This is a genomic window from Flavobacterium sp. 90 (genome assembly GCF_004339525.1).
Classification (GTDB): domain Bacteria; phylum Bacteroidota; class Bacteroidia; order Flavobacteriales; family Flavobacteriaceae; genus Flavobacterium.
Genome location: NZ_SMGE01000001.1, coordinates 2,160,994 through 2,183,148 on the forward strand (window position 1 = coordinate 2,160,994; position 22,155 = coordinate 2,183,148).

The 22,155-nt window shown below is 31.7% G+C and carries 23 protein-coding genes and 1 pseudogene; 19 read left to right on the forward strand and 5 right to left on the reverse strand.

From position 1 onward, the window contains the following. The gene (locus C8C83_RS27200) at positions 1-144 is read right to left on the reverse strand and encodes a hypothetical protein (RefSeq protein WP_158598143.1); all 144 of its coding nucleotides are present in this window, start codon (positions 142-144) and stop codon (positions 1-3) included. Positions 145-290: 146 nt separating this feature from the next. Here C8C83_RS27200 and C8C83_RS08725 point away from each other — a divergent pair, with 146 nt between their 5' ends. The 19 genes from C8C83_RS08725 to dusB all read left to right on the forward strand — a co-directional run bounded on the left by C8C83_RS08725 (position 291) and on the right by dusB (position 19,955). Continuing rightward, positions 291-1,028: a pentapeptide repeat-containing protein gene (locus C8C83_RS08725; RefSeq protein ID WP_132011726.1), complete on the forward strand. Its 738-nt coding sequence runs from the start codon at positions 291-293 to the stop codon at positions 1,026-1,028. Positions 1,029-1,048: 20 nt separating this feature from the next. Continuing rightward, complete coding sequence (locus C8C83_RS08730) at positions 1,049-1,666, forward strand: 3-oxoacyl-ACP synthase (protein ID WP_121327874.1); 618 nt, start codon at positions 1,049-1,051, stop codon at positions 1,664-1,666. A gap of 2 nt (positions 1,667-1,668) precedes the next feature. Beyond that, the gene (locus C8C83_RS08735; RefSeq protein ID WP_026727250.1) at positions 1,669-1,926 is read left to right on the forward strand and encodes a phosphopantetheine-binding protein; all 258 of its coding nucleotides are present in this window, start codon (positions 1,669-1,671) and stop codon (positions 1,924-1,926) included. 144 nt (positions 1,927-2,070) lie between these two features. Then, a complete protein-coding gene (locus C8C83_RS08740; RefSeq protein ID WP_121327876.1) occupies positions 2,071-3,267 on the forward strand; it encodes a beta-ketoacyl-[acyl-carrier-protein] synthase family protein in 1,197 nt (398 codons plus the stop codon). Then, positions 3,267-4,325, forward strand: coding sequence for a beta-ketoacyl synthase N-terminal-like domain-containing protein (locus C8C83_RS08745; protein ID WP_121327877.1), 1,059 nt, complete (start codon positions 3,267-3,269; stop codon positions 4,323-4,325). The genes C8C83_RS08740 and C8C83_RS08745 overlap by 1 nt, the downstream gene beginning before the upstream one ends. Then, a complete protein-coding gene (locus C8C83_RS08750) occupies positions 4,322-5,098 on the forward strand; it encodes a polysaccharide deacetylase family protein (protein WP_132011727.1) in 777 nt (258 codons plus the stop codon). Before C8C83_RS08745 ends, C8C83_RS08750 begins: the two co-directional genes overlap by 4 nt. A gap of 85 nt (positions 5,099-5,183) precedes the next feature. Next, positions 5,184-5,810, forward strand: coding sequence for an outer membrane lipoprotein carrier protein LolA (locus C8C83_RS08755; protein ID WP_121327879.1), 627 nt, complete (start codon positions 5,184-5,186; stop codon positions 5,808-5,810). After that, the gene (locus C8C83_RS08760; protein WP_121327881.1) at positions 5,776-6,411 is read left to right on the forward strand and encodes a hypothetical protein; all 636 of its coding nucleotides are present in this window, start codon (positions 5,776-5,778) and stop codon (positions 6,409-6,411) included. The genes C8C83_RS08755 and C8C83_RS08760 overlap by 35 nt, the downstream gene beginning before the upstream one ends. 37 nt (positions 6,412-6,448) lie before the next feature. Continuing rightward, positions 6,449-7,051, forward strand: a complete 603-nt coding sequence (locus C8C83_RS08765) for a porin family protein (RefSeq protein WP_121327883.1) — start codon at positions 6,449-6,451, stop codon at positions 7,049-7,051. After that, positions 7,051-7,686 carry an outer membrane beta-barrel protein gene (locus C8C83_RS08770; RefSeq protein WP_121327885.1) on the forward strand — a complete coding sequence of 212 codons (636 nt, stop codon included), beginning with the start codon at positions 7,051-7,053 and terminating at the stop codon, positions 7,684-7,686. Before C8C83_RS08765 ends, C8C83_RS08770 begins: the two co-directional genes overlap by 1 nt. Beyond that, a complete protein-coding gene (locus C8C83_RS08775) occupies positions 7,677-8,048 on the forward strand; it encodes a 3-hydroxyacyl-ACP dehydratase (RefSeq protein ID WP_121327887.1) in 372 nt (123 codons plus the stop codon). The genes C8C83_RS08770 and C8C83_RS08775 overlap by 10 nt, the downstream gene beginning before the upstream one ends. Positions 8,049-8,050: 2 nt before the next feature. After that, complete coding sequence (locus C8C83_RS08780) at positions 8,051-8,536, forward strand: hypothetical protein (protein ID WP_121327889.1); 486 nt, start codon at positions 8,051-8,053, stop codon at positions 8,534-8,536. Positions 8,537-8,554: 18 nt separating this feature from the next. Then, positions 8,555-9,742, forward strand: coding sequence for a DUF2062 domain-containing protein (locus C8C83_RS08785; RefSeq protein WP_132011728.1), 1,188 nt, complete (start codon positions 8,555-8,557; stop codon positions 9,740-9,742). A gap of 233 nt (positions 9,743-9,975) precedes the next feature. After that, complete coding sequence (locus C8C83_RS08790; protein ID WP_121327890.1) at positions 9,976-13,656, forward strand: 1-acyl-sn-glycerol-3-phosphate acyltransferase; 3,681 nt, start codon at positions 9,976-9,978, stop codon at positions 13,654-13,656. A gap of 1 nt (position 13,657) precedes the next feature. After that, positions 13,658-15,178 carry an NAD(P)/FAD-dependent oxidoreductase gene (locus C8C83_RS08795; protein WP_121327892.1) on the forward strand — a complete coding sequence of 507 codons (1,521 nt, stop codon included), beginning with the start codon at positions 13,658-13,660 and terminating at the stop codon, positions 15,176-15,178. Between the two features lie 98 nt (positions 15,179-15,276). Then, complete coding sequence (locus tag C8C83_RS08800) at positions 15,277-15,831, forward strand: Fic family protein (RefSeq protein ID WP_132011729.1); 555 nt, start codon at positions 15,277-15,279, stop codon at positions 15,829-15,831. 27 nt (positions 15,832-15,858) lie between these two features. Then, positions 15,859-17,526: a C45 family peptidase gene (locus C8C83_RS08805; protein WP_121327894.1), complete on the forward strand. Its 1,668-nt coding sequence runs from the start codon at positions 15,859-15,861 to the stop codon at positions 17,524-17,526. Next, entirely contained in the window at positions 17,523-18,815 is a 1,293-nt protein-coding gene (locus C8C83_RS08810) for a phenylacetate--CoA ligase (RefSeq protein ID WP_121327896.1), read from the forward strand. Before C8C83_RS08805 ends, C8C83_RS08810 begins: the two co-directional genes overlap by 4 nt. A 147-nt stretch (positions 18,816-18,962) precedes the next feature. After that, positions 18,963-19,955, forward strand: a complete 993-nt coding sequence (dusB, locus tag C8C83_RS08815; protein WP_121329998.1) for a tRNA dihydrouridine synthase DusB — start codon at positions 18,963-18,965, stop codon at positions 19,953-19,955. An 88-nt stretch (positions 19,956-20,043) separates the two neighbouring features. On the opposite strand, the gene C8C83_RS08820 is transcribed toward dusB, so the two are convergent. The 4 genes and pseudogenes from C8C83_RS08820 to C8C83_RS08830 all read right to left on the reverse strand — a co-directional run bounded on the left by C8C83_RS08820 (position 20,044) and on the right by C8C83_RS08830 (position 22,092). Beyond that, a complete protein-coding gene (locus C8C83_RS08820) occupies positions 20,044-20,877 on the reverse strand; it encodes an IS3 family transposase (protein ID WP_121327898.1) in 834 nt (277 codons plus the stop codon). Beyond that, positions 20,877-21,215: a helix-turn-helix domain-containing protein gene (locus tag C8C83_RS27330; protein WP_199735288.1), complete on the reverse strand. Its 339-nt coding sequence runs from the start codon at positions 21,213-21,215 to the stop codon at positions 20,877-20,879. The genes C8C83_RS08820 and C8C83_RS27330 overlap by 1 nt, the downstream gene beginning before the upstream one ends. Before the next feature lie 66 nt (positions 21,216-21,281). Further along, a pseudogene (locus tag C8C83_RS27465) lies at positions 21,282-21,404 on the reverse strand (hypothetical protein); the annotation flags it as partial. 73 nt (positions 21,405-21,477) lie between these two features. Continuing rightward, a complete protein-coding gene (locus C8C83_RS08830; protein ID WP_121327902.1) occupies positions 21,478-22,092 on the reverse strand; it encodes an N-acetylmuramoyl-L-alanine amidase in 615 nt (204 codons plus the stop codon). Between the last annotated feature and the right edge of the window lie 63 nt (positions 22,093-22,155).

Consider the following 22,155-nt stretch of genomic DNA (forward strand, 5'->3'; position numbering starts at 1 on the left):
TTAATCTTTTGTAAAAAAAGCTATTCCTTTTATTTCTTTTTCTTTTAAAACAGAATTGACAATTTTAATAATTTTTATTTTTGGAATCTCTTGATTTTCTAAAGACATTGTAGAAAATACTGTATCAACAAGAACTTTTGACAAAAAGCTTTTTTGTTTTAATTGCGGATATTTTTCATAGAATTTCATCAGGCATCAAATCTATAAAATTTAATTCCAACTTGTAAGTAAATCTTATAAGTTAAATAAAAAAGATAAATAATAATTTTCGAGTATTAGTAAATTTAAAAATGATAGATAAAAAAGAGCTAAGTAATAAAATAAGCAAATCTAAAACCTTACTATTTACAATAATTGCTATTTCTTGCTTTTTAGTTGTATCTGTTTTTGATTTCTTCGATCAGAGTTTTAGTCTTCACGATATTTTGGTCGAATTTCATGGGCTCGTTTTTGACTTAGTTATTTTTGGAATTTTAATAACAACTTACGAAACTATCTCTTCCAAAAAAGAAAAAATTGAAAGATATAATGAAGAACTAAATGATTATAAATTTTGGAAAAGTGAAGAATCAATGTATAGAACAAGAGGAATAATTAAAAGATTAGTTAGTTTGGGTGAAAAAAAATTAGATTTGTCTTTTTGTTATCTAGCAAATGATAATTCTTTGCTTCAATATACTGACATGAAAGAATGGAATTTTACTGGTGCAACATTAACAAATTGTGGATTTGGAGCAAGCAACATTACAAACTCAAATTTCACATTAGCAAAATTAAACAGAGGTACTTTTATAGATGTTAATTTAACTAATTCTAATTTTAGAAATGCAAACCTTTATCTAACAAAGTTTGAAAATTGTAATCTTACAAGTGTTGATTTCCTTAATGCTCGTGTAGATTCTATTTCTTGGTTTTCTGAATTGAAAAAATCAAAAAATATTGGAGTTGAAATTTTAAAAAACAGATATTATATTGAAGAAACTAAAAATGAATTCACTACTATTTATAAGTTACAACTACGTTCCTAGTAGGTAATTTAAATTAAACAATGACTCAAAATAAAACCTACATACAATCCTACATCTCCATCCAAAACAACGAAATTGTTTTGAACGGAACTTCTGTATTCAAAATTGAACCAACTGATTTTGCTGATTTTTCGAAACAAGCGTATCGCAATTTTGACATTCAATATCCGAAGTTTTTCAAAATGGATGCTTTAAGCAAATTGGCTTTTTTGGGATCTGAATTGCTTTTGAGTCCGATAACTTCGGCTGAAAAAGAGAATAATATTGCTTTGGTTTTGGCGAATAAATCTTCGAGTTTAGATACTGATGTTAAGTATCAGGAATCAATTTCGGACAAAGAAAACTATTATCCTAGTCCGGCAGTTTTTGTTTATACGTTGCCAAATATTTGTTTGGGCGAAATAAGTATTCGTCATCAGCTGAAAAGTGAAAATTCTTTCTTTATATTTGATGCTTTCAATACTGAATTTCTGTCTAACTATTCAGATATTCTGTTAAACACAAATAAAGCTGATACGGTTCTGTGTGGTTGGGTTGAATTTTTTAATGACAATTACAAAGCGTTTCTTTGTACGATTAGTAAAGAAGAAAACGAGAAATATACAAACGAAAATATCAATACATTATATAATAAATAATCATGGAAGCATTAAAAGAAGAATTAAAAAATAAAATCATCACCACTCTAAATCTTGAAGATATCGCAATCGAAGACATTGCAGATAACGATCCTTTGTTTGGAGACGGTTTAGGTTTGGACTCGATTGATGCACTTGAATTGATCGTGATTCTTGATAAAGATTACGGAATAAAACTGGTTGACCCAAAAGAAGGAAAATCTATTTTTCAATCTATTGAAACTATGGCTGCTTATATTAGTGCTAACAGAACAAAGTAAGACTGCTTAGACTTGCTTAGATTTTTAGACAACTTAGACAATACTTTCAAAAAAATCTAAGCAAGTCTAATGTCTAAAAATCTAAGCAAGTCTAGTAAAAAAAATCTAAGTAAGTCTAAAATCTAATAATCTAAGAAGTCTAAAATGAAAGGTGTTGCAATAACGGGAATGGGAATTATTTCTTCGATTGGAAACTCAGTCGAGGAAAATTTTATTTCGTTAATCGAAAATAAAGTTGCTATAACTGGCATCGAAAATATTTCGACTGTTCATGCGGATATTATTAAGGTTGGAGAAATTAAAAAAACCAATGCTGAATTGATTCATGAACTAGAACTTTCTGACGATAATAACTTTTCGAGAACTGCTATGATTGGGGCTTTTGCAGCCAAACAAGCTGTCAAAAATGCTGGAATTACATCGATAAACGAATTTAGAACCGGACTTATTTCGGCAACAAGTGTTGGCGGAATGGATATGACTGAAAAGCATTATTACGATTATTTTAAAAACCCTGAACTTGTTAAATATATTAGTTGTCATGACGGCGGCGATGTTGCCGAAAAGATAGCTGAAGAATTGGGTTTAAAAGGAATCGTTACAACTATTAGTACGGCTTGTTCTTCTGCAGCAAATGCAATTATGTTGGGCGCGCGCCTAATTAAAAATGGAAAACTGGATCGTGTTATCGTAGGCGGAACTGATGCTTTGGCGAAATTCACCATCAACGGATTTAAAACTTTAATGATTCTTTCTGACGATTATAACAAACCTTTTGACAATAATCGTAAAGGATTAAATTTGGGCGAAGCCGCTGCATATTTGGTTTTAGAATCTGATGAAGTTGTTGCTAAACAAAACAAAAAAGTTCTCGCTCGTGTTTCTGGTTACGGAAATGCAAATGACGCTTTTCATCAAACTGCTTCTTCAGAAAATGGTGATGGCGCTTATTTAGCGATGAAAAAAGCTTTTGAAATTTCGGGTTTACGACCAAGCGAAATTGATTATATCAACGTTCACGGAACCGCAACTCCTAACAATGATTTGTCTGAAGGAAGAGCTTTACTCCGAATTTATCGTGATGAAAAAGTTCCTGACTTTAGTTCAACAAAACCTTTTACGGGACATACTTTGGCGGCAGCCGCAGCAATTGAAGCCGTTTACAGTATTTTGGCAATTCAGAATAGTGTGGTTTACCCAAACTTGAATTTTGAAACTCCAATGGAAGAATTTGATCTGAAACCACAAACTTCTTTAAAAATGAAAAATATCGAACACGTTTTATCTAACTCTTTTGGTTTTGGAGGAAATTGTTCTACACTTATATTTTCTAAAAGCTAATGAAAACATATATAAATGGAGTAGGTTGTATTTCGGCTCAAAAAACATTTGATACTGTTTTTTTAGAGGAAGCGGTGCACAACCAAAATGACACAATATTATCGATAGTTGCTCCGGTTTACAAAGATTTTATTACGCCCGCCGCTAGTCGAAGAATGGCAAAAGGTGTAAAAAACGGAATCGTAGCTTCGGCATTAGCCTTAAAAGATGCACAACTCGAAAATGTAGATGCAATTATTACCGGAACAGGTTTGGGATGCATTGAAGATTCTGAAAAATTCCTGAAAAATATTCTCGATAATAACGAAGAGTTCTTAACGCCAACTTCGTTTATACAATCGACACATAATACCGTTGGTGCTCAAATTGCTTTGTCTTTGCAATGCAAAGGATATAATTTTACATATGTAAATGGAGCGGTTTCTTTCGAATCGGCACTTTTAGATGCTAAAATGCAAATCGAAGAAAACGAAGCCAATTCGATTTTAGTTGGCGGAATTGACGAAAATGGCGAGTACACAACTTCTCTTTTTAAATTGGCTGGCCGAATCAAACAAGATGGAGATCAGCCTTATGATGTTTTAAATCCAACTTCGGCAGGAGCTGTTTTTGGCGAAGGCGCCAGTTTTTTTGTTTTAGAAAATGAAAAAAAAGAAACTACTTATGCACAGGTTTTAGATGTTGAGATTAAAAACACTTTGGAAGAAAACGAAGTTGAAGCAGAAATAATCGCGTTTTTAAAAATCAACAATTTACAAATTTCAGACATTGATGCTGTTGTTTTTGGTTTAAACGGAAACATCACTTTTGATTCTTATTATAAAAATCTGGCTGAAAATGCTTTCGCAGAAACGCCTCAATTGTATTACAAACATTTGAGTGGAGAATATGATACGGCTTCGGCTTTCGCTTTATGGATCGCTTCAAAAGTAATCAGAACTCAGGAAATTCCGGAAATTATAAAAGTAAATTCGGTTGAAAAACCAGCTTATAATACCATTTTATTGTACAATCAATTAGATGGAAAAAATCATAGTTTTACGTTACTTTCAAAATGATAACGCATAAAAAAGTCACCATTTTTTTTATCTCCTTATTACTTTTTTTATTTTTATTAAAAGCTGATAAAGGAATTAACGGATTGTGGTTTTTAGTAGTTGCCTTACCTTTTCTTGCCATTAATATTTATGGAACAGCAAGAATTTCATCTAATTATATCGTAAAAGCTTTCTGTAACAATCCTTTAGAAACAGAAAAAAAAATCGCTTTAACTTTTGATGACGGTCCAAGTGAATTTACTTTGGAAGTTTTAGAACTTCTGAAAAAATACAATGCAAAAGCAACCTTTTTCTGCATTGGGAAAAACATTGAAAAACATCCTGAAATTCTAAAACAAATTATTGCCGAAGGTCATTTGGTTGGAAATCATTCTTACGGTCATTCTAAGTTTTTTGATTTTTATACTACTCCAACCATAATCGAAGAACTTCAAAAAACAGATAGACTTCTGGAAAAATTTACTTCCAAGAAAATCAACTTCTTTCGTCCGCCTTACGGAGTAACGACACCATCAATTGGAAGAGCTTTAAAAATCACTGGACATAAAGTTATTGGCTGGAATATTCGTTCGCTTGACGGCGGAACAACAAATGTGGAATTGATTTTGAATCGAATTAAAAAACGTCTTTCTCCTGGTGGAATTGTACTTTTGCACGATACAGGATCACATTCCGTTTTAGTATTGGAACAGTTTTTGCAATTTTTACAGCAAAACAATTATGAAGTGATTTCGATTGAAGAACTTTTGAATCTTAAAGCTTATGAAGATTGAACGCTGATAAAATAGCAACTCATCAAGTTAGACCTAACAGGTTTTAAAAACCTGTTAGGTCTTGCTAAACAATTTTTAACAAAATATGAAAACTAAAATAGCACTCTTAATTTTATTTATTTCAGGCAATTTGTTTGCTCAGGAACAAAAAATGTCTGACGCTGAAATCGCTACTTTTAAGCAAGATGTAAATGTAGTTTCGAAAAAAATCAAAACTTTAAGTACTGATTTTGTACAATACAAACATTTGGATTTTTTATCGAAAGACATTGAAACTTCAGGTAAAATGATTTTCAAAGAGCCAAGTTTACTGCAATGGCAATATAAAAAACCATACAATTACAGCATCGTTTTCAAAAACGGAAAAATTCTGATTAACGACGAAGGAAAGAAAAGTGCAGTTGATATTGGCAACAGCAAAATCTTTGGTCGTATCAATAAATTAATCGTTGGCAGCGTGAGCGGAAATATGTTTGATGACAAAGAATTTACGATTTCGTACTTTAAATTAAAAGGACAAAATTTGGCGAAATTTGTTCCAAAAGATGCTACTTTGAAAAAATACATCAAACAAATTGAACTGACTTTTGATAAAGAAGAAGCAACTGTTGTTCAGGTAAAACTATTGGAATCATCTGAAGATTATACTAGAATTGTACTTAAAAACAAAGTGATCAATGCAAAAATCGACGATTCAGTTTTTAATAATTAATTGCCTTTTGGCATTAGTTTTAGTTTCTTGTGGCTCAGTCACAAAAAATTATACGCCTAAAAAATTAGACAAAACGTCTTATCAGGTTCCCTATTTTACAGACACAAATACTGATTATGTTTACAAAACAAATATTACGGTTTATGGTCATGAAATATCCGGAATTTTTATTGCTAAAAAAATAAATGATACCACACATCGCGTTGTTTTTACAACCGAATTTGGTAACAAATTGTTAGATTTTGAAATTTCAAAAAAGACTTTTAAAGTCAACTCGATTGTATCTGAATTAGATCGAAAAATCCTGATTAACACTTTAACCGAAGATTTCCGTTTGCTTCTTAAAAATGAATATTTGATGCAGGAACAATTTGAAAATGAATCAGATGACATCTATAAATCAGCAGATGGAAACCGCGATAATTATCTTTTTATTTCTAAAAAAACATCGAAATTAGATAAAGTCGTAAATGCCTCTAAAACAAAAGAAAAAATAACACTGCTTTTTAGTTCAGAAAACAATATTTTTGCCGAGAAAATTCAGATTATTCATCAGAATATCAAGTTAAAAATCGAGTTAAATTATTTTAAATCAGAGTAAAAACTTAATCTAAAGCTAAACTTAAACCAAATTAAAAATGAAAAAAATAACCGTAATTGCCTTTGTTTTATTTATCGGAATCATAACCTCAAACGCACAAGTAAGAGTTAGTCCCGGAATTCGTGGAGGTTTAAATGTCTCAACATTAACCAATATTGATGATAATAAATCTAAAACAGATTTTTATGTTGGTGGATTAGTGAACATTAAATTTAATAAATATTTTTCGTTACAGCCAGAGATAACATATTCAAGACAAGGTGATCAAGGAAGAGAATATCTTGGAAACGGTTATAATTATCGTTATGTTAATTATGAATTAAACTACCTAACACTTGGTGCAGTTGCAAAATTTAATATTGGCGGTAAAGCTTTTCACATTTTAGGAGGTCCGTCTGTAGATTTTAAAGTTTCTGATAATTATATCAACAGCAGTCCTGAAGATTTTGACCTTGCCTTTGTTGGAGGTGTTGGTTATACATTGCCAAACGGATTAACGTTTGAAGCCAGAATTAAACAAGGATTAGTTGATATTTATGGTTATGAAGGAATTAACAATAATAGCGATTATTACTATAATGATGTTATTTTAAATCAGGTTTTTCAAATTGGTATCAGTTATACTTTTAAAGTAAAATAATGTATAAAAAGAAATTAACGATTGCCTTATTCTTTTTTTTTGCAATCGTAAACATACAAGCACAAGTTACTTTTAATCCTGGTCTCAGAGGAGGTTTTAGTTTTTCGACTATTTCAGAAATGCATGCCGATTACAGAACTGATTTTTATGTTGGCGGATTTGGAGAAATCAATATAACGAAACGTTATGCTCTTCAGCCTGAAATAACATACACCAGACAAGGATCGAACAATGTTGCCCGAAACTATTTTGACGATATTTCAGGTGTTGAAAAAGTAGAACATCGCGATTTACAAATCGATTATTTGTCATTGACTCTTATTAATAAATTTACATTTGGGCCTGGTATTCAAATACAATTTGGTCCGGCTTTAGATGTTCTTTTACATGATAATTTGATTAAGAGAAAACAAAGTAATGATATTGCATTTGTTACGGGTATCGCTTATAAAGTATCTCCAAATCTAACCATTGAAGGCCGATTAAAAAAAGGATTTTTGGATGTATTGGATAGTGGCTATTATCACAATGATCGCAATGATGATTATTTATTTGGGGATTACAACACCAATATTAATTTTCAATTAGGGCTTTCTTATTCTTTTGGAGAAAAAAATAAAAGATTATGGTTTTAAAAGATTTTTATAAAGTTCTATCGGAAGAAAAAACGGGAGATTCTAAATATAATATCACGATTTTGGTCAATGAAAAACATGAAGTTTTCAAAGGTCATTTTCCAGGAAATCCAATTATGCCGGGAGTTTGCATGATTCAGATTATTAAAGAACTTACAGAAGCAATTACCAAAAGTACTTTGATGATTCAAACGCTTGCCAATGTAAAATTTATGGCACTTATTAATCCTAAAGCTACTCCTGAATTGCGTTTAGAACTTGATATTACTACAACCGAAGATGATTTGGTTAAAGTAAAAAACACAACTTATTTTAATGACACAGTTGCTTTGAAATTGAGCAATGTGTACAAAAAGATATAATTATGAAACTATTATTGTCATTGCTTTTATGGATAAATTTTGCTGGAAATCCAGATTTGGCTTCCATCAGAAAAATGTATTCGAGCGTTACAAAATCAGAAAGTAATGCTAAAGAATTTTCAGAAAAACTGTCGACAGTTTCAAACGACGATGCAAAAATTTTAGTGGCTTACAAAGCAGCTTCGATTTTGTTAGATTCAAAGTTTGAGAAAAAATTAAAAGACAAAATGGATCGTTTTAAAGAAGGTGCAAATCTTCTTGAATCGACGATAAAAAGCGAACCTAATAATATTGAAATTAGAATGATCAGGTTAAGTATTCAGGAAAATGTTCCCGGAATAACTGGTTATAAAAAAAATATTAAAGAAGATAAAAATTATATTACAGCGCATTATGCAGAGCAAAATGCTGCTTTAAAAGATTATCTAAAAGACTTTGTTTTGCAATCGAAAAGTTTCTCTGAAAAAGAAAAACAAATCGTAAAGTAGGCTAAAGAAAAACTCGAAATGAAACCTATTTTATCACAGCAAGAATTACTTAATTCGACTCATTTTTGTGTCATTGTTCCCACGTACAACAATCACAAAACTTTAAAAAAAGTGCTGGATTCTATTTTAGATTTCACTACAAATATCATTATTGTCAATGACGGATCGACCGATGACACTTTTGAGATTCTACAACAATATTCGCAATTAACTCAAATTCATCATCCTAAAAATATAGGAAAAGGACGAGCGCTTAGAAATGGTTTTAGAAAAGCAATCGAACAGCAATTTGAATATGCAATTACGATTGATTCTGACGGACAACATTTTGCTTCAGATATTCCGAATTTTATTGCCGAAATTCAAAAAGAGCCAAATTCTTTATTGATTGGAAGCCGTAATATGACACAGGAAAATGTACCAAAGAAAAGCAGTTTCGGAAACAAGTTTTCAAATTTCTGGTTCAAATTCGAAACCGGAATTGTATTAGAAGACACACAATCAGGTTTCCGTTTATATCCTTTAAACCTAATTCCGAAACAATTTTACACCAATAAATTTGAGTTCGAAATTGAAGTTATCGTTCGTTCTGCCTGGAAAGGAGTTGTTGTAAAAAATATTCCAATTCAGATTTTGTACGATCCATTGGAACGTGTTTCGCATTTTCGTCCGTTTAAGGATTTTACCCGAATCAGTATTTTAAATACCGTTTTGGTTATTAATGCTTTACTATATATAAAACCTCGGGATTACTTTAGAAAAGCAAAAAAAAAAGGATTTAAAAAGTTCTTTCTTGAAGATATTTTAGAAAGCAGCGATTCAAATTTCAAAAAATCTGCTGCAATTGCTTTAGGAATTTTCATTGGGATTTCTCCGTTTTGGGGATTTCAAACCATACTGCTTTTTACTTTTGCTGCATTGTTCAAGCTCAACAAAGTCATTGCTTATCTGGCTTCAAATGTGAGCTTCCCTCCCTTTATTCCGTTTGTTATTTACGGTTCTTTAAAAATGGGAAGTTATTTTGTGTCCAACGAAGCACCTTTGATTTTGGATAGTTCGATTACGCTTAACGATATTCAAAAAAATGCAACGCAATATATCGTCGGAAGTCTTATTTTAGCATCCGTTTTAGCACTGTCAGTTGGTTTTATTAGTTATTTACTTTTAACCGCTTTTAGTTCTAAGAAAAAAACGAATATTACGTAAAATTTTGTCACAGATTATAGAATTAAAAATGATTTCTAATCTGTGCCAATTTAGCCACGAATTACACAAATTTTCACGAATTAATTAGTATAAATTCGCGTAATTCATGCTGAAAAAAATCCATGGAAATCATTTTAATCTGTGGCACAAAAACAATCTATACAGATAGATTTAAAATAAATAATTCGTGCCAATTCGTGAAATTCGTGGCAAAAAAACAATAAAAAATAAACATGCATCATTATTTCTACGCCATTCATTTGTTTGTAAACCGAAGAAAATCTTTGTCGGTTGTATTGGCGATTCTGATGCTTTTGGTGTTTGGATTTTTTGCTTCTCAAATTAAATTTGAAGAAGATATTACCAAACTTATTCCAACAAATGATAAAAGTGACGTTACCGCAAAAGTCCTGAAACAACTTAATTTTGCCGATAAAATTACCGTTATTTTCAAACTTGATAAAAACGGAACTGACGAAGATTTAAAAGAAATGGCAACTGCTTTTTCAGACAGTATTGCCAAATCTTGTAAACCTTATGTAACCGGAATTCAGGGAAAAGTTGACGAAGAAAATATTCAGGAAACTATTGATTTCGTTTATAACAATTTGCCTCTTTTTCTGGAAAATAAAGATTACGAATCAATTCAGAATAAGCTTCAAAAAGATAGTATTGCCGCGACTGTTCAGGGAAATTATAAATCGATAATTTCGCCATCAGGATTTATTACTAAAGATTTTATTCTTCAAGATCCGCTTGGGATTTCTTTTATTGCTCTTAAAAAATTACAGCAACTTAATATTGGTGACGATTTTACGCTCGACAATGGTTTTGTAATGACTAAGGACAAAAAGAAATTATTGCTTTTTATTACTTCAAATCTTCCGTCGAGCGAAACTGAAAAGAACACAATTTTTGCCGCTAAACTGAAATCAATTCAGGATAATCTGAATCAGAAATTTAAATCCAAAACTTCCATCAGCTATTTTGGTTCTGCATTAATTGCTGTTGCAAATGCCAATCAAATTAAAAGTGATATTGTTTTAACGACAACAATCGCGATGATTACGCTAATGTTGATTTTGATTTTATTCTATCGAAAGATATTAATTCCGCTAATTATTTTTCTTCCAACGGTTTTTGGAGCTTTGTTTGCCGTGGCATTTTTGTTTTTTGTAAAAGAACAAATCTCAGCCATTTCACTCGGAATTGGTTCAATTTTATTGGGAATTACCATCGATTATTCCATTCATATTCTAACGCATTACAAACATAATAGCGATGTAAAAACATTGTATAAAGACATTACAATGCCGGTAATTATGAGCAGTTCTACAACTGCTGTTGCTTTTTTATGTTTGCTTTTTGTAAAATCTGATGCTCTAAATGATCTCGGAATTTTTGCTGCCGTAATTGTTATGGCAACCGGAATCTTCTCTCTTTTGATTGTTCCGCATTTGTATAAACCAAAAGAAAACAATTTTGAACATAAGAAAAATGTAATTGATAAACTGGCGCATTTCTCTTTTCATAACAATAAATACCTCATTGGTTTTTGCGTTTTAATCACGATCATTTGTTGTTTTACGTATAATAATGTGGGTTTCAATAACGATTTATCGCAATTAAATTTTGTTCCAAAAGAAATTAAAGCTGCCGAAAAAGATCTGGAAGAAAGCACAAGTTTAACATCAAAAACCATTTATGTTGCTTCATACGGAAATAGTATGGAGGAAGTTTTGCAAAACAACAGCAAACTTTTCTCTGATTTATCAAAAGAAAAACAACAAGATAAAATTTTAAATTTCAGTTCCGTTGGCGGAATTATGCTTTCGCAGAAACAACAAAAACAGAAAATCGACAAATGGAATTCGTTTTGGGATGCCAATAAAAAACAGCTTTTAAAATCGGGATTAATTGCCGAAGGTTCTAAACTCGGTTTTAAACCAACAACATATTCACTATTTTTTGATCATTTAGATTTTGATTTCAAACCTATTTCTGCTCAGGAATATTTAAAAATTCAGGCTTTACAACTGAAAGAATTTGTAACCGAAAAAAAAGGATTTTTCACAATTTCTACTTTAGTAAAAGTAGCTCCGGAACAACGAGATGCTTTTGTGAAATTGGCTTCCGCCAAAGATAATCTGATCGCAATTGATCGTCAGCAAATGAATGAAACGTTTTTTAGCACTTTAAAAACTGATTTTAATTCGCTTGTTAATTACTCTTTTGTTGCCGTAATTCTGATTCTGTTTTTCTTTTTTAGAAGAGTCGAATTAGTAATTGTGAGTTGTATTCCGATTGCTTTAACCGGAATTGTTACGGCAGGAATTATGGGAATCTTTGGTATTCAAATGAATATTTTCAGCATGATTGTCTGTACTTTGATTTTTGGCCACGGTGTCGATTTCAGTATTTTCATGACAAGTGCGCTTCAAAAAGAATATACAACGGGAAAAAATGAAATTGCGATTTATAGAACTTCAATTATTCTGGCGGTTATTACAACCATATTAGGAATTGGCGCGATGATTTTTGCACAACATCCAGCGTTGCGATCGATTTCATCGGTTTCGTTAATTGGAGTTTTTGCGGCACTAATTATTACGTTTATTTTTTATCCGATTCTCTTTAAATTATTTTTATCAAATAGACCAAAAAACGGAAATGCTCCTTTTGAATTACGTTCCTTTTTGCATGGTGTTTTATCTTTTACTTATTACGGCCTTGGCGGTATTTTGATGTCAATTTTCAGTTTGATTCTTATGCCGATAATTCCGCTAAGCGAAAAAACAAAAATGAAAGGATTTAGATATTGCATTTCAAAATTCATGAAATCGGTATTGTATACAAATCCTTTTGTAGATAAAAAAGTAATTAATAAGTATAATGAAGATTTTGAAAAACCAGCCATTTTAATTGCCAATCATTCTTCCTTTTTAGACATTCTGGCAATTGGCGGATTGAGTCCTAAAATCATTTTTCTGGTAAATGACTGGGTTTATAATTCTCCTGTTTTTGGTGCGACGGTAAAAAAAGCAGGTTTTTATCCCGTTTCTGAAGGACTTGAAAATGGCGTTGAACATTTACGCCAAAAAGTAAAAGAAGGTTATTCAATAATGATTTTTCCGGAAGGAACCCGTTCAGAAAGTAATCAGATTAAGCGTTTTCATAAAGGTGCATTTTATCTTGCTGAAGAGTTTAATTTAGACATTCTTCCGGTTCTTATTCATGGTGCTTCAGAAACACTTCCGAAAGGAGATTTTATAATTCACGATGGCAGTATTACGGTTTCTATTTTAGAAAGAATTACGCCCGAGAATCTTTCTTTTGGAAAAAGTTATGCCGAAAGAACAAAGGAAATAAGTGCTTTCTTTAAATCTAAATTTCAGGAAATCCGTCAGGAAATAGAAGGTCCGAAATATTTCAAAAAGATGCTTCTTCATAGTTATGACTACAAAGAAATTGAGGTTACAAAAGGGGTAAAAAATGATTTAAGAAATAATCTTGAAAACTATTATCGCTTAAACCAATACATTTCGGCGAAAGCCAAAATAGCTCATTTGTCTAATGATTATGGTCAATTAGACGTATTATTGGCTTTGCAGGAGCCACAACGAAAAATATATTCTTATAATAGTGACGAAGAGAAACGCGAAATTTCTAAGACTAATTATATCGTCAAAAAAAGAAAAATTTTCTATCCCGAAAACCTCGAAACTATTTTAGAAAATCAATTTGATGTTGTTTTAATTTCTGACGAAAGTTATAACGATAATCCTGAAAAAATCGTTTCAAAATTTGACACTATAATTTTAATATATTGCTTACATTATAAAGTAAAATTGATTGCTTCTGGTTTCAAAATTATATCAGAAGAAAAAGAAATAACTGTATTAAAGAAAAACTAGCATGAAAGAGCATTACGATGTTGTAATTGTAGGCAGCGGTTTAGGCGGTTTAGTATCGTCTATTATTCTGGCCAAAGAAGGTTACAGCGTTTGTGTGCTCGAAAAAAACAATCAATACGGCGGAAATCTTCAAACTTTTGTGCGCGATAAAACCATTTTTGATACCGGAATTCACTACATCGGAGGTCTTGAAAAAGGTCAGAACTTGTATCAATATTTTAAATATCTGGGTATTATTGACCAATTAAATCTAAAAAAATTAGATGAAAATGGTTTTGATATTATCTCGTTTGAAGATGACAAAAACGAATATCCATACGCTCAGGGTTATGAAAATTTTGTCGATCAATTGTGTGTTTATTTCCCTGAAGAAAAAGCAAATATTACAGCATATTGCGAAAAATTAAAAACAATATGTGATTCTTTTCCACTTTATAATGTAAACTGGGAAGGGAAATATGATAATGAAATTTTGACGCTTAACGCTAAAGAAACTATAGAATCTTTTACTGAAAATGAAAAACTAAAAGCGGTTTTGGCAGGCTCAAATTTTCTCTATGCCGGAATTCCTGACAAATCGCCTTTTTACGTTCATGCTCTTTCAGTTAACTCTTATATTCAAAGTTCGTGGCGTTGCATTAACGGCGGAAGTCAGATTACAAAGCAGCTTTTAAAACAGCTTAAAAAACACGGCGGTGAATTTTATAAATACAAAGAAGTTACTCGTTTTAATGTCGAAAACAACAACGTAACTTCGGTAGAAATGAAAGACGGAACTCAGGTTTCCGGAACTCGTTTTATCTCTAATATAGATCCCAAAACTACGCTGAAACTTGCCGGAGAAGAAAATTTCAGGAAAGCTTTTTTTAGCCGAATTCAAAGTCTTGAAGGTGTTATTTCGGCCTTTAGTTTATATATCGTTTTTAAGCCCAAAACTTTCAAATATATCAATCATAATTACTATCATTTTAAAGAAAGCAGTCAAGTCTGGAATGCTCATAATTATCACGAAAATTCCTGGCCAAAAGCTTTTATGGCTTCTATGAACGCTTCAAAAAAACAGGAAGAATGGGCTGAAGGAATGACTTTTATTACCTACATGAAGTATGACGATGTTGCACCTTGGATCGATACTTTTAATACAACGGTTGAAAAAAATGATCGTGGAGAAAGTTACGAGCAATTCAAATCAAGAAAAACAGCTAAATTTCTTGCTGAAATCGAACTTAAATTTCCTGGAATAACAGCTTGTATTCAGTCGATTCATACTTCTACTCCGCTTTCGTATCGCGATTATATTGGCGGACATAATGGTAATATGTACGGTTATGTTAAGGATTCCGGAAATCCTATGAAAACCTTGATTCCGTCAAAAACCAAACTTGACAATTTATATCTTACAGGGCAAAGTATTAATATGCACGGGGTTTTGGGCGTGACAATTGGAGCAGTTGTAACGTGTTCAGAAATTGTTGGAAAAGAATATTTGATTACTAAAATTAATCAAGCGTGTGATATGTAATTCATCAGAACATGACTCCGAAATGGAAACATTAAACTCAGAATTTTAGGAATTAAATTGTAATTTTGGTTTCGACTTAAATTTGGTACAAAATCTCTATGAAAAATATTGACAAGAACAGTTTAGAAAATGCATATCGATTATTTGAATCGAATGATATAGACAAAATAGAAATCGGCACAACCAAAGGTCTTAAGGCAATTCACCATTATCTATTTCATGATTTATATGATTTTGCCGGAGAAATAAGAAAACTCAATATTTCAAAAGGAGGTTTTAGATTTGCAAATGCATTATATCTCAATGAAATTTTAGTAAAGATTGAGCAAATGCCAGAAAACAGTTTTGAAGAAATTATTGCTAAATATGTTGAGATGAATATTGCTCATCCTTTTATGGAAGGCAATGGCAGATCCATGAGAATATGGTTGGATATGATTCTAAAAAAACAACTCAATAAAGTTGTTAATTGGCAATTCGCTGACAAAACTCTTTATTTGCAGTCAATGGAAAGAAGTCCTATTAACGATTTGGAATTAAGAACTTTATTAAAGGAAAATCTAACTGACGAAGTTAACAATAGGGAAGTTATTTTTAAAGGAATCGAACAGTCTTATTACTATGAAGGCTATGAGAAAGATAACAATGAATGAGTCTATTATTCTTGGATAGATGTAGATATGAAAAACCGAATTAATTTATTTTTTTTTGTTGGTTTTTTATTGATGATCGTGTCTTGCGGTACTTCAAAATCAAAACATCATTTACCTGACGTTTCGAATTATGATACTATAAAACCTGTCGTGACAAAAAAGTCTGACAGTTTATTTATCTCCGGAAAAAATTCGCTTTTAAAAAATAAACAAGGTCTTTGGGAATTGTATGTTGAAGGCGATCCATTACAAATTGGATTAACGACGGGCGCTTTATCAGATTCTCTTTTGAAAAAACAAGAACAGATTTTCTTCTCCAAAATAAAGGATTTGATTCCGTCAAAATTCGAGCAAAAAATGCTTCGTTATTTTCTAAAATGGTACAATCGAAAATTATATTCGAATGTTACTTCAGAATATCAATCGGAAATTTATGGTGTTTCGCAATATACTTCTCATGATTTTGACAACATTGCACAACAATATCAGCGAAGTTTATACCTGCACGCAGCACACGATATTGGTCACGCTTTGCAGGATTTGGCTTTGGTTGGCTGTTCTTCTTTTGCTGCTTGGGGAGAAAAATCTGAGAATGGAGATTTAATCCTTGGACGAAATTTTGATTTTTATGTAAATGACGCTTTCGCGGAAAATAAAATCGTAGCGTTTATAAACCCAAAAGAAGGTCACAAATTTATGATGGTTACCTGGCCCGGAATGATTGGCGCTGTTTCCGGAATGAATCAGGAAGGTTTGACGGTTACGATTAATGCCTCAAAATCTAAAATTCCGATGATTGCAAAAACACCAATTTCGATTTTGACTCGCGAGATTTTGCAACATGCTCAAAATATTGATGAAGCAATTGCAATCGCAAAAAAAAGAAAAGTTTTTGTATCAGAATCTATTATGGTTGGAAGTGCACACGATAACAAAGCCGTTTTAATTGAGGTTTCACCAAAAAAAATGGACGTTTATGATGTTCCAAATAGCGATCAGTTAATTTGTTCTAACCATTTTCAAGGTGATGATTTAAAAAACGAAAAACGAAATCAGCTTCAAATTGCCAATAGTCATTCTGAATACAGGCTTGAAAGAATTGAAGAACTTTTTACAAAAAATCCAAAAATCAATCCCAAAATTGCTTCTGAAATTCTCCGAAATAAAGAAGGTTTACAAGATAAAAAACTTGGTTACGGCAACGAAAAAGCTTTAAATCAATTAATGGCACATCACGGAATTATCTTTAAACCGGAAGAAAAATTGGTTTGGGTTTCGGCAAATCCCTATCAATTAGGTGAATTTGTTTGTTATAATCTGGATTCGATTTTTAAGGACAGAAAAACAAATCAGGTTGTTTCATTTCAGCAAAAGAATTTGAATATTGCCAAAGATCCTTTTCTGGAAACTATTGCCTATGCAAACTATCAAAAGTTTAGAATTGAAGATGACAATATAGATTTGTATCTGAAAAAGAAAGAAACAATAAGTCCTGAATTTATTCAAAACTATCAATCCTTAAACCCTGATTATTGGGTTGTGTATTACAAAGCAGGGTTGTACTTTTATCAAAAAAAAGAATATCTCCTTGCTCATACTAATTTTGAAAAAGCATTGACTAAAGAAATTACTACAGCTCCTGATAAAGCAAAAATTGAAAAATATTTAAAAAAACTCAAAAGAAAATTACAATGATTCCAGCAATAGAAAAAAATTCTTTAGAAGAAATTAAAGTTTTTCAGGAACAAAAATTAGCAGAACTTTTAACTTATATAAGTCAAAATTCTCCTTTTTATAAAAGACTTTTTGCTGGACAAAATATCGATATTTCGAAAATTAAAACGCTCGAAGATTTACAGCATTTACCGGTAACTACAAAAGAAGATTTACAAGAATACAACGATGATTTTTTGTGTGTTCCGCAGCATAAAATTATTGATTATGCTTCGACTTCAGGTACTTTAGGCGATCCGGTAACTTTTGGTTTAACAGATTCTGACTTAGATAGATTGGCTTATAATGAAGCTATTTCTTTTGCTTGCGCCGGAATTGCAGAAGGTGATGTTGTTCAATTAATGACCACAATCGACAGGAAATTTATGGCAGGTTTAGCCTATTTTCTGGGATTACGAAAATTAAAAGTGGGTGTAATTCGTGTTGGTGCGGGAATCCCGGAATTACAATGGGATTCTATTTTAAAATATAAACCTTCTTATTTAATCACGGTTCCTTCTTTTCTTTTAAAGCTAATTGAATACGCTGAAATCCATGGAATCGACTATAATAATTCAAGTATAAAAGGTGCAATTTGTATTGGAGAATCTCTAAGAAATCAGGATTTTTCGATGAATACTTTGTCTCAAAAAATCACCGAAAAATGGAATATTAAGTTGTTTTCGACTTATGCTTCTACTGAAATGAGTACTGCTTTTACAGAATGTGAACACGGAATTGGCGGTCATCATCATCCTGAATTGATTATTGTTGAAGTTTTGGATGAGAATAATATTCCTGTAAAAAATGGCGAAGTTGGCGAATTGACTTTTACCACTTTAGGTATTGAAGCGATGCCTTTATTACGTTTTAAAACCGGAGATATTGTTCAGCTTCACAACGAACCTTGTTCTTGCGGGCGACATACTTTGCGTGTTGGTCCAGTAATCGGCCGCAAAAAACAAATGATAAAATACAAAGGAACAACTCTTTATCCGCCTGCGATGAATGATGTTTTGAGCGGTTTTGATAATATCGAAAATCATATTATTGAGATTTCAACCAATGATTTAGGAACAGACGAAATCGTGATAAAGATCGCGGTAAAAAATCAATCTCCTGAATTTTTACAAGAAATCAAAGACCATTTCAGAGCTAAATTAAGAGTAACGCCCAAAATTGAATTCGCTTCAAAAGAAATTTTGAATCCTTTAGTTTTTAATCCAATGAGTCGAAAACCTATTCGATTTTTTGATTACAGAGTTTCGTAAAAAAAAGGAACAAAGTTGCAAAGGTTCAGAGGAACAAAGGTTTAACACCTGAATGTAAAACCTTTGCAACTTTGTCACTTTGAACCTTTGAACCTCAATTTGGTACAAATTGAACTAAATGTTGTAATTTTGCAAAAAATATTGAAGATGGTCAAGATTGGCAACATAGAATTACCCGAATTTCCTTTATTACTTGCTCCGATGGAAGATGTGAGCGATCCACCGTTTCGCCGTTTGTGCAAAACGCATGGTGCTGACATGATGTATTCTGAATTTATTTCGTCAGAAGGATTGATTCGTGATGCTATCAAAAGTAGAATGAAGTTGGATATTTTTGATTACGAGCGTCCGGTTGGGATTCAGATTTTTGGTGGTGATGAAGAAGCAATGGCACTTTCGTCTAAAATTGTTTCTACCGTAAAACCAGATTTAGTTGATATTAACTTTGGATGTCCCGTTAAAAAAGTAGTTTGTAAAGGTGCCGGTGCTGGAGTTTTGAAAGATGTAGATTTGATGGTTCGTTTAACGAAAGCTGTTATCAGAAGTACTGATTTGCCTGTAACCGTAAAAACGCGTTTAGGCTGGGATGAAAGCTCTATTAATATTGATGAAGTTGCTGAAAGACTTCAGGATATTGGTGTTCAGGCTCTGACAATTCACGCCAGAACCCGTGCGCAAATGTATAAAGGTCACGCCGATTGGTCACATATTGCACGTGTAAAAAACAACCCAAGAATTACAATGCCTATTTTTGGAAATGGTGATATCGACAGTCCTGAAAAAGCTTTAAAATATAAAAATCAATACGGTATCGACGGAATCATGATTGGTCGCGCTGCGATTGGTTATCCTTGGATTTTTAACGAAATCAAGCATTATTTTAAAACAGGTGAACACTTACCTGCTCCAACTGTTGCTGATCGTGTAGAAGCTGCCAGAAATCACCTTATGTGGTCTATGGAATGGAAAGGTGAACGTTTGGGAATTGTTGAAATGCGTCGTCATTATACGAATTATTTCAAAGGAATTCACTCTTTTAAAGAATACAAACAAAAACTGGTTACAACTGACGAACCTGAAAATTTGTTTGCGATTATGAAAGAAATCGAGCAGGTTTATGCAGGATATGAGTTTGTTTAAAACAACATAATCTTTTTCAAAGTGAAATACTAAAACAAAAAAGACCTTCAAAATTAGACTGCACCCAAAAGTTTAGACAAATTTATAATTAAGTTTTATAATAATGAGCTCGATATTGTATCGGGCTCATTGCTTTTAGATTAAGTTTTATTCTGTCATTATTATAATAATTAATATACTCAATAATCTCCTGTTTTAATTGACCAATAGAACTGTATTTTTTAAGATAAAACAACTCTGATTTTAATGTTCCAAAGAAGTTTTCAATAATCGCATTGTCAAGACAATTTCCTTTTCTGGACATACTCTGTTTAATTCCTTTTTCTTTTAATAAGTATTGGTACTGTTTCATTTGATACTGCCATCCTTGATCAGAGTGCAGCGTTAAATTAGTATTGTCGGGTATTTTCTTAAATGCTTTTTCAAGCATCACAGCTACTTGATTAAATACGGGTCTTTCAGCCAGTTCATAACTAATTATTTCTCCATTAAACAAATCAATTATTGGTGATAAATATAATTTTTTCCCTGAGACGTTAAATTCAGTTATATCAGTTGCCCATTTTTGATTAGGCACTGATGCTTTAAAGTTTCTACTCAGAAGATTAGGGGCAATCCTGCCTTGTTCCCCTTTATAGGATTTATATTTTTTAACTCTGATAAGACTTTTTAAACCCAAAGATTTCATAAGTCTTAAAACTGTTTTATGATTGATGATTATCACTTGAAGGTTTAATTCACTAGTAATCCTCCTGTATCCGTAACGGCCCTTATGTTTAGAATAAATTAATTTTATAAGTTCTTTTACTTTTTTGTATTTATCAGCTGTTTTACTTTGTTTTTGATAATAATAAAAACTGCTGCGCGCCACATTACTACAATTTAAAAGTAATTTTAAATCATAGCGATGCCTTAATTCCATTATGGCTTGCGATTTTTGGCTTTTTCTTCGGCTTGAATTAAGGCTTGTAACTTTTTTAGAAAATCAATTTCACAGCGTAATGCTTCATTCTCTAACAGAAGTTCTTCTTCCCTGGTTAAAGGTTTTTCGGATTTACTTTTTTTATCTTTAGAATTACTCATAGATTTTCGCCTCCCTTTTGGTTTTAGTTTTAATCCTTCTAAACCAAAATTAGCAAAATCTTTTTTCCATTTAATGATAATTGAATCCGAAGGAATGTTAAATCGTAAACGAGTTTCTTTTAAAGATAATGAATCACTATTAATTGACTTTAAAACCTTTAATTTAAAATCAGTCAAATAAACCTGATTTTTTCGTGATAATAAACCTGCCCTTCCATATTCCCTGTAAAAACTGACCCATTTGCGGATATTAGATTTGCTGGTTCCTTTATCGTTAGATACTGATGCAAATGAATAATGTTTAACAACTACTAATTCTACACATTCAAGTTTGAATTCATAACTGTGCTTGACTTTTCTTTCCATAAAAATGCCCCCAAATAGCGTCTAACTTTTTGGGGGCAGTGCAAAATTGAAGGTCTTTTATTATTATCGTTTTTTACTTTATAGCTTCTAAAATTTTGCTGGCAATTTCATTTTGACCATTTTCACTTGTGATATATTCTCTATTTTTTTCGTTTGTTAAATATCCTAATTCAAGTAGTACAGATGGGCATTCTGAATTTTTCATGATATAAAAAGGAGCTTCTTTAACTTTCCCTTTTGTCAAACTTTCATTTGAAACATTACTTAATAATTTTTCCGCAGATTCTATTGACTCTTGTTTGAATTTTTCATTTTTGCTCGAAACATAAGCGTCCATTTGATCCTTTTTCCAATCGTTTATAGTAGAACTAACATGCAGAGAAATAACTAAATTCGGTTTTAGATTATTGATGATCGAAACTCTTTCGCTCAGTTCCATAAAATGGTCACCTTCACGAAGCAAAACAATTTCTATATTCTCATTTTTATTTGACTCTTTAATTTTTTTGCTAATTGCCTCTACAATTGTCTTTTCGTCAAAATCATATATTTTTGCTCCTAAATCATGGCCTCCATGTCCAGCATCAATTACTATAATCTTCTTCGCTTCTAATGGTTTAAATGCAAAAGATCCTGTTAAAAAAACTGTCGCTCCTAAAAGCATCAAAACTTTAAACTTGGTTTTCATATTAAATTTGTTTTTGGGTTATATATTTCAAAACGAATAAATATAAGAAATATTACACAAAAC

Excerpts from the sequence above, each read along its gene's own strand:
- C8C83_RS08800 (WP_132011729.1), top strand. The coding sequence starts at position 15,277 with ATGAAAAATATTGACAAGAACAGTTTAGAAAATGCATATCGATTATTT.
- C8C83_RS08830 (WP_121327902.1), bottom strand. The coding sequence starts at position 22,092 with ATGAAAACCAAGTTTAAAGTTTTGATGCTTTTAGGAGCGACAGTTTTT.
- C8C83_RS08725 (WP_132011726.1), top strand. The coding sequence starts at position 291 with ATGATAGATAAAAAAGAGCTAAGTAATAAAATAAGCAAATCTAAAACC.
- C8C83_RS08790 (WP_121327890.1), top strand. The coding sequence starts at position 9,976 with ATGCATCATTATTTCTACGCCATTCATTTGTTTGTAAACCGAAGAAAA.
- C8C83_RS08780 (WP_121327889.1), top strand. The coding sequence starts at position 8,051 with ATGAAACTATTATTGTCATTGCTTTTATGGATAAATTTTGCTGGAAAT.
- C8C83_RS08805 (WP_121327894.1), top strand. The coding sequence starts at position 15,859 with ATGAAAAACCGAATTAATTTATTTTTTTTTGTTGGTTTTTTATTGATG.
- C8C83_RS08760 (WP_121327881.1), top strand. The coding sequence starts at position 5,776 with ATGCAAAAATCGACGATTCAGTTTTTAATAATTAATTGCCTTTTGGCA.
- C8C83_RS08765 (WP_121327883.1), top strand. The coding sequence starts at position 6,449 with ATGAAAAAAATAACCGTAATTGCCTTTGTTTTATTTATCGGAATCATA.
- dusB (WP_121329998.1), top strand. The coding sequence starts at position 18,963 with ATGGTCAAGATTGGCAACATAGAATTACCCGAATTTCCTTTATTACTT.
- C8C83_RS08795 (WP_121327892.1), top strand. The coding sequence starts at position 13,658 with ATGAAAGAGCATTACGATGTTGTAATTGTAGGCAGCGGTTTAGGCGGT.
- C8C83_RS08810 (WP_121327896.1), top strand. The coding sequence starts at position 17,523 with ATGATTCCAGCAATAGAAAAAAATTCTTTAGAAGAAATTAAAGTTTTT.
- C8C83_RS08770 (WP_121327885.1), top strand. The coding sequence starts at position 7,051 with ATGTATAAAAAGAAATTAACGATTGCCTTATTCTTTTTTTTTGCAATC.
- C8C83_RS08820 (WP_121327898.1), bottom strand. The coding sequence starts at position 20,877 with ATGGAATTAAGGCATCGCTATGATTTAAAATTACTTTTAAATTGTAGT.
- C8C83_RS08785 (WP_132011728.1), top strand. The coding sequence starts at position 8,555 with ATGAAACCTATTTTATCACAGCAAGAATTACTTAATTCGACTCATTTT.
- C8C83_RS08775 (WP_121327887.1), top strand. The coding sequence starts at position 7,677 with ATGGTTTTAAAAGATTTTTATAAAGTTCTATCGGAAGAAAAAACGGGA.
- C8C83_RS08735 (WP_026727250.1), top strand. The coding sequence starts at position 1,669 with ATGGAAGCATTAAAAGAAGAATTAAAAAATAAAATCATCACCACTCTA.
- C8C83_RS08755 (WP_121327879.1), top strand. The coding sequence starts at position 5,184 with ATGAAAACTAAAATAGCACTCTTAATTTTATTTATTTCAGGCAATTTG.
- C8C83_RS08750 (WP_132011727.1), top strand. The coding sequence starts at position 4,322 with ATGATAACGCATAAAAAAGTCACCATTTTTTTTATCTCCTTATTACTT.
- C8C83_RS08740 (WP_121327876.1), top strand. The coding sequence starts at position 2,071 with ATGAAAGGTGTTGCAATAACGGGAATGGGAATTATTTCTTCGATTGGA.
- C8C83_RS08745 (WP_121327877.1), top strand. The coding sequence starts at position 3,267 with ATGAAAACATATATAAATGGAGTAGGTTGTATTTCGGCTCAAAAAACA.
- C8C83_RS08730 (WP_121327874.1), top strand. The coding sequence starts at position 1,049 with ATGACTCAAAATAAAACCTACATACAATCCTACATCTCCATCCAAAAC.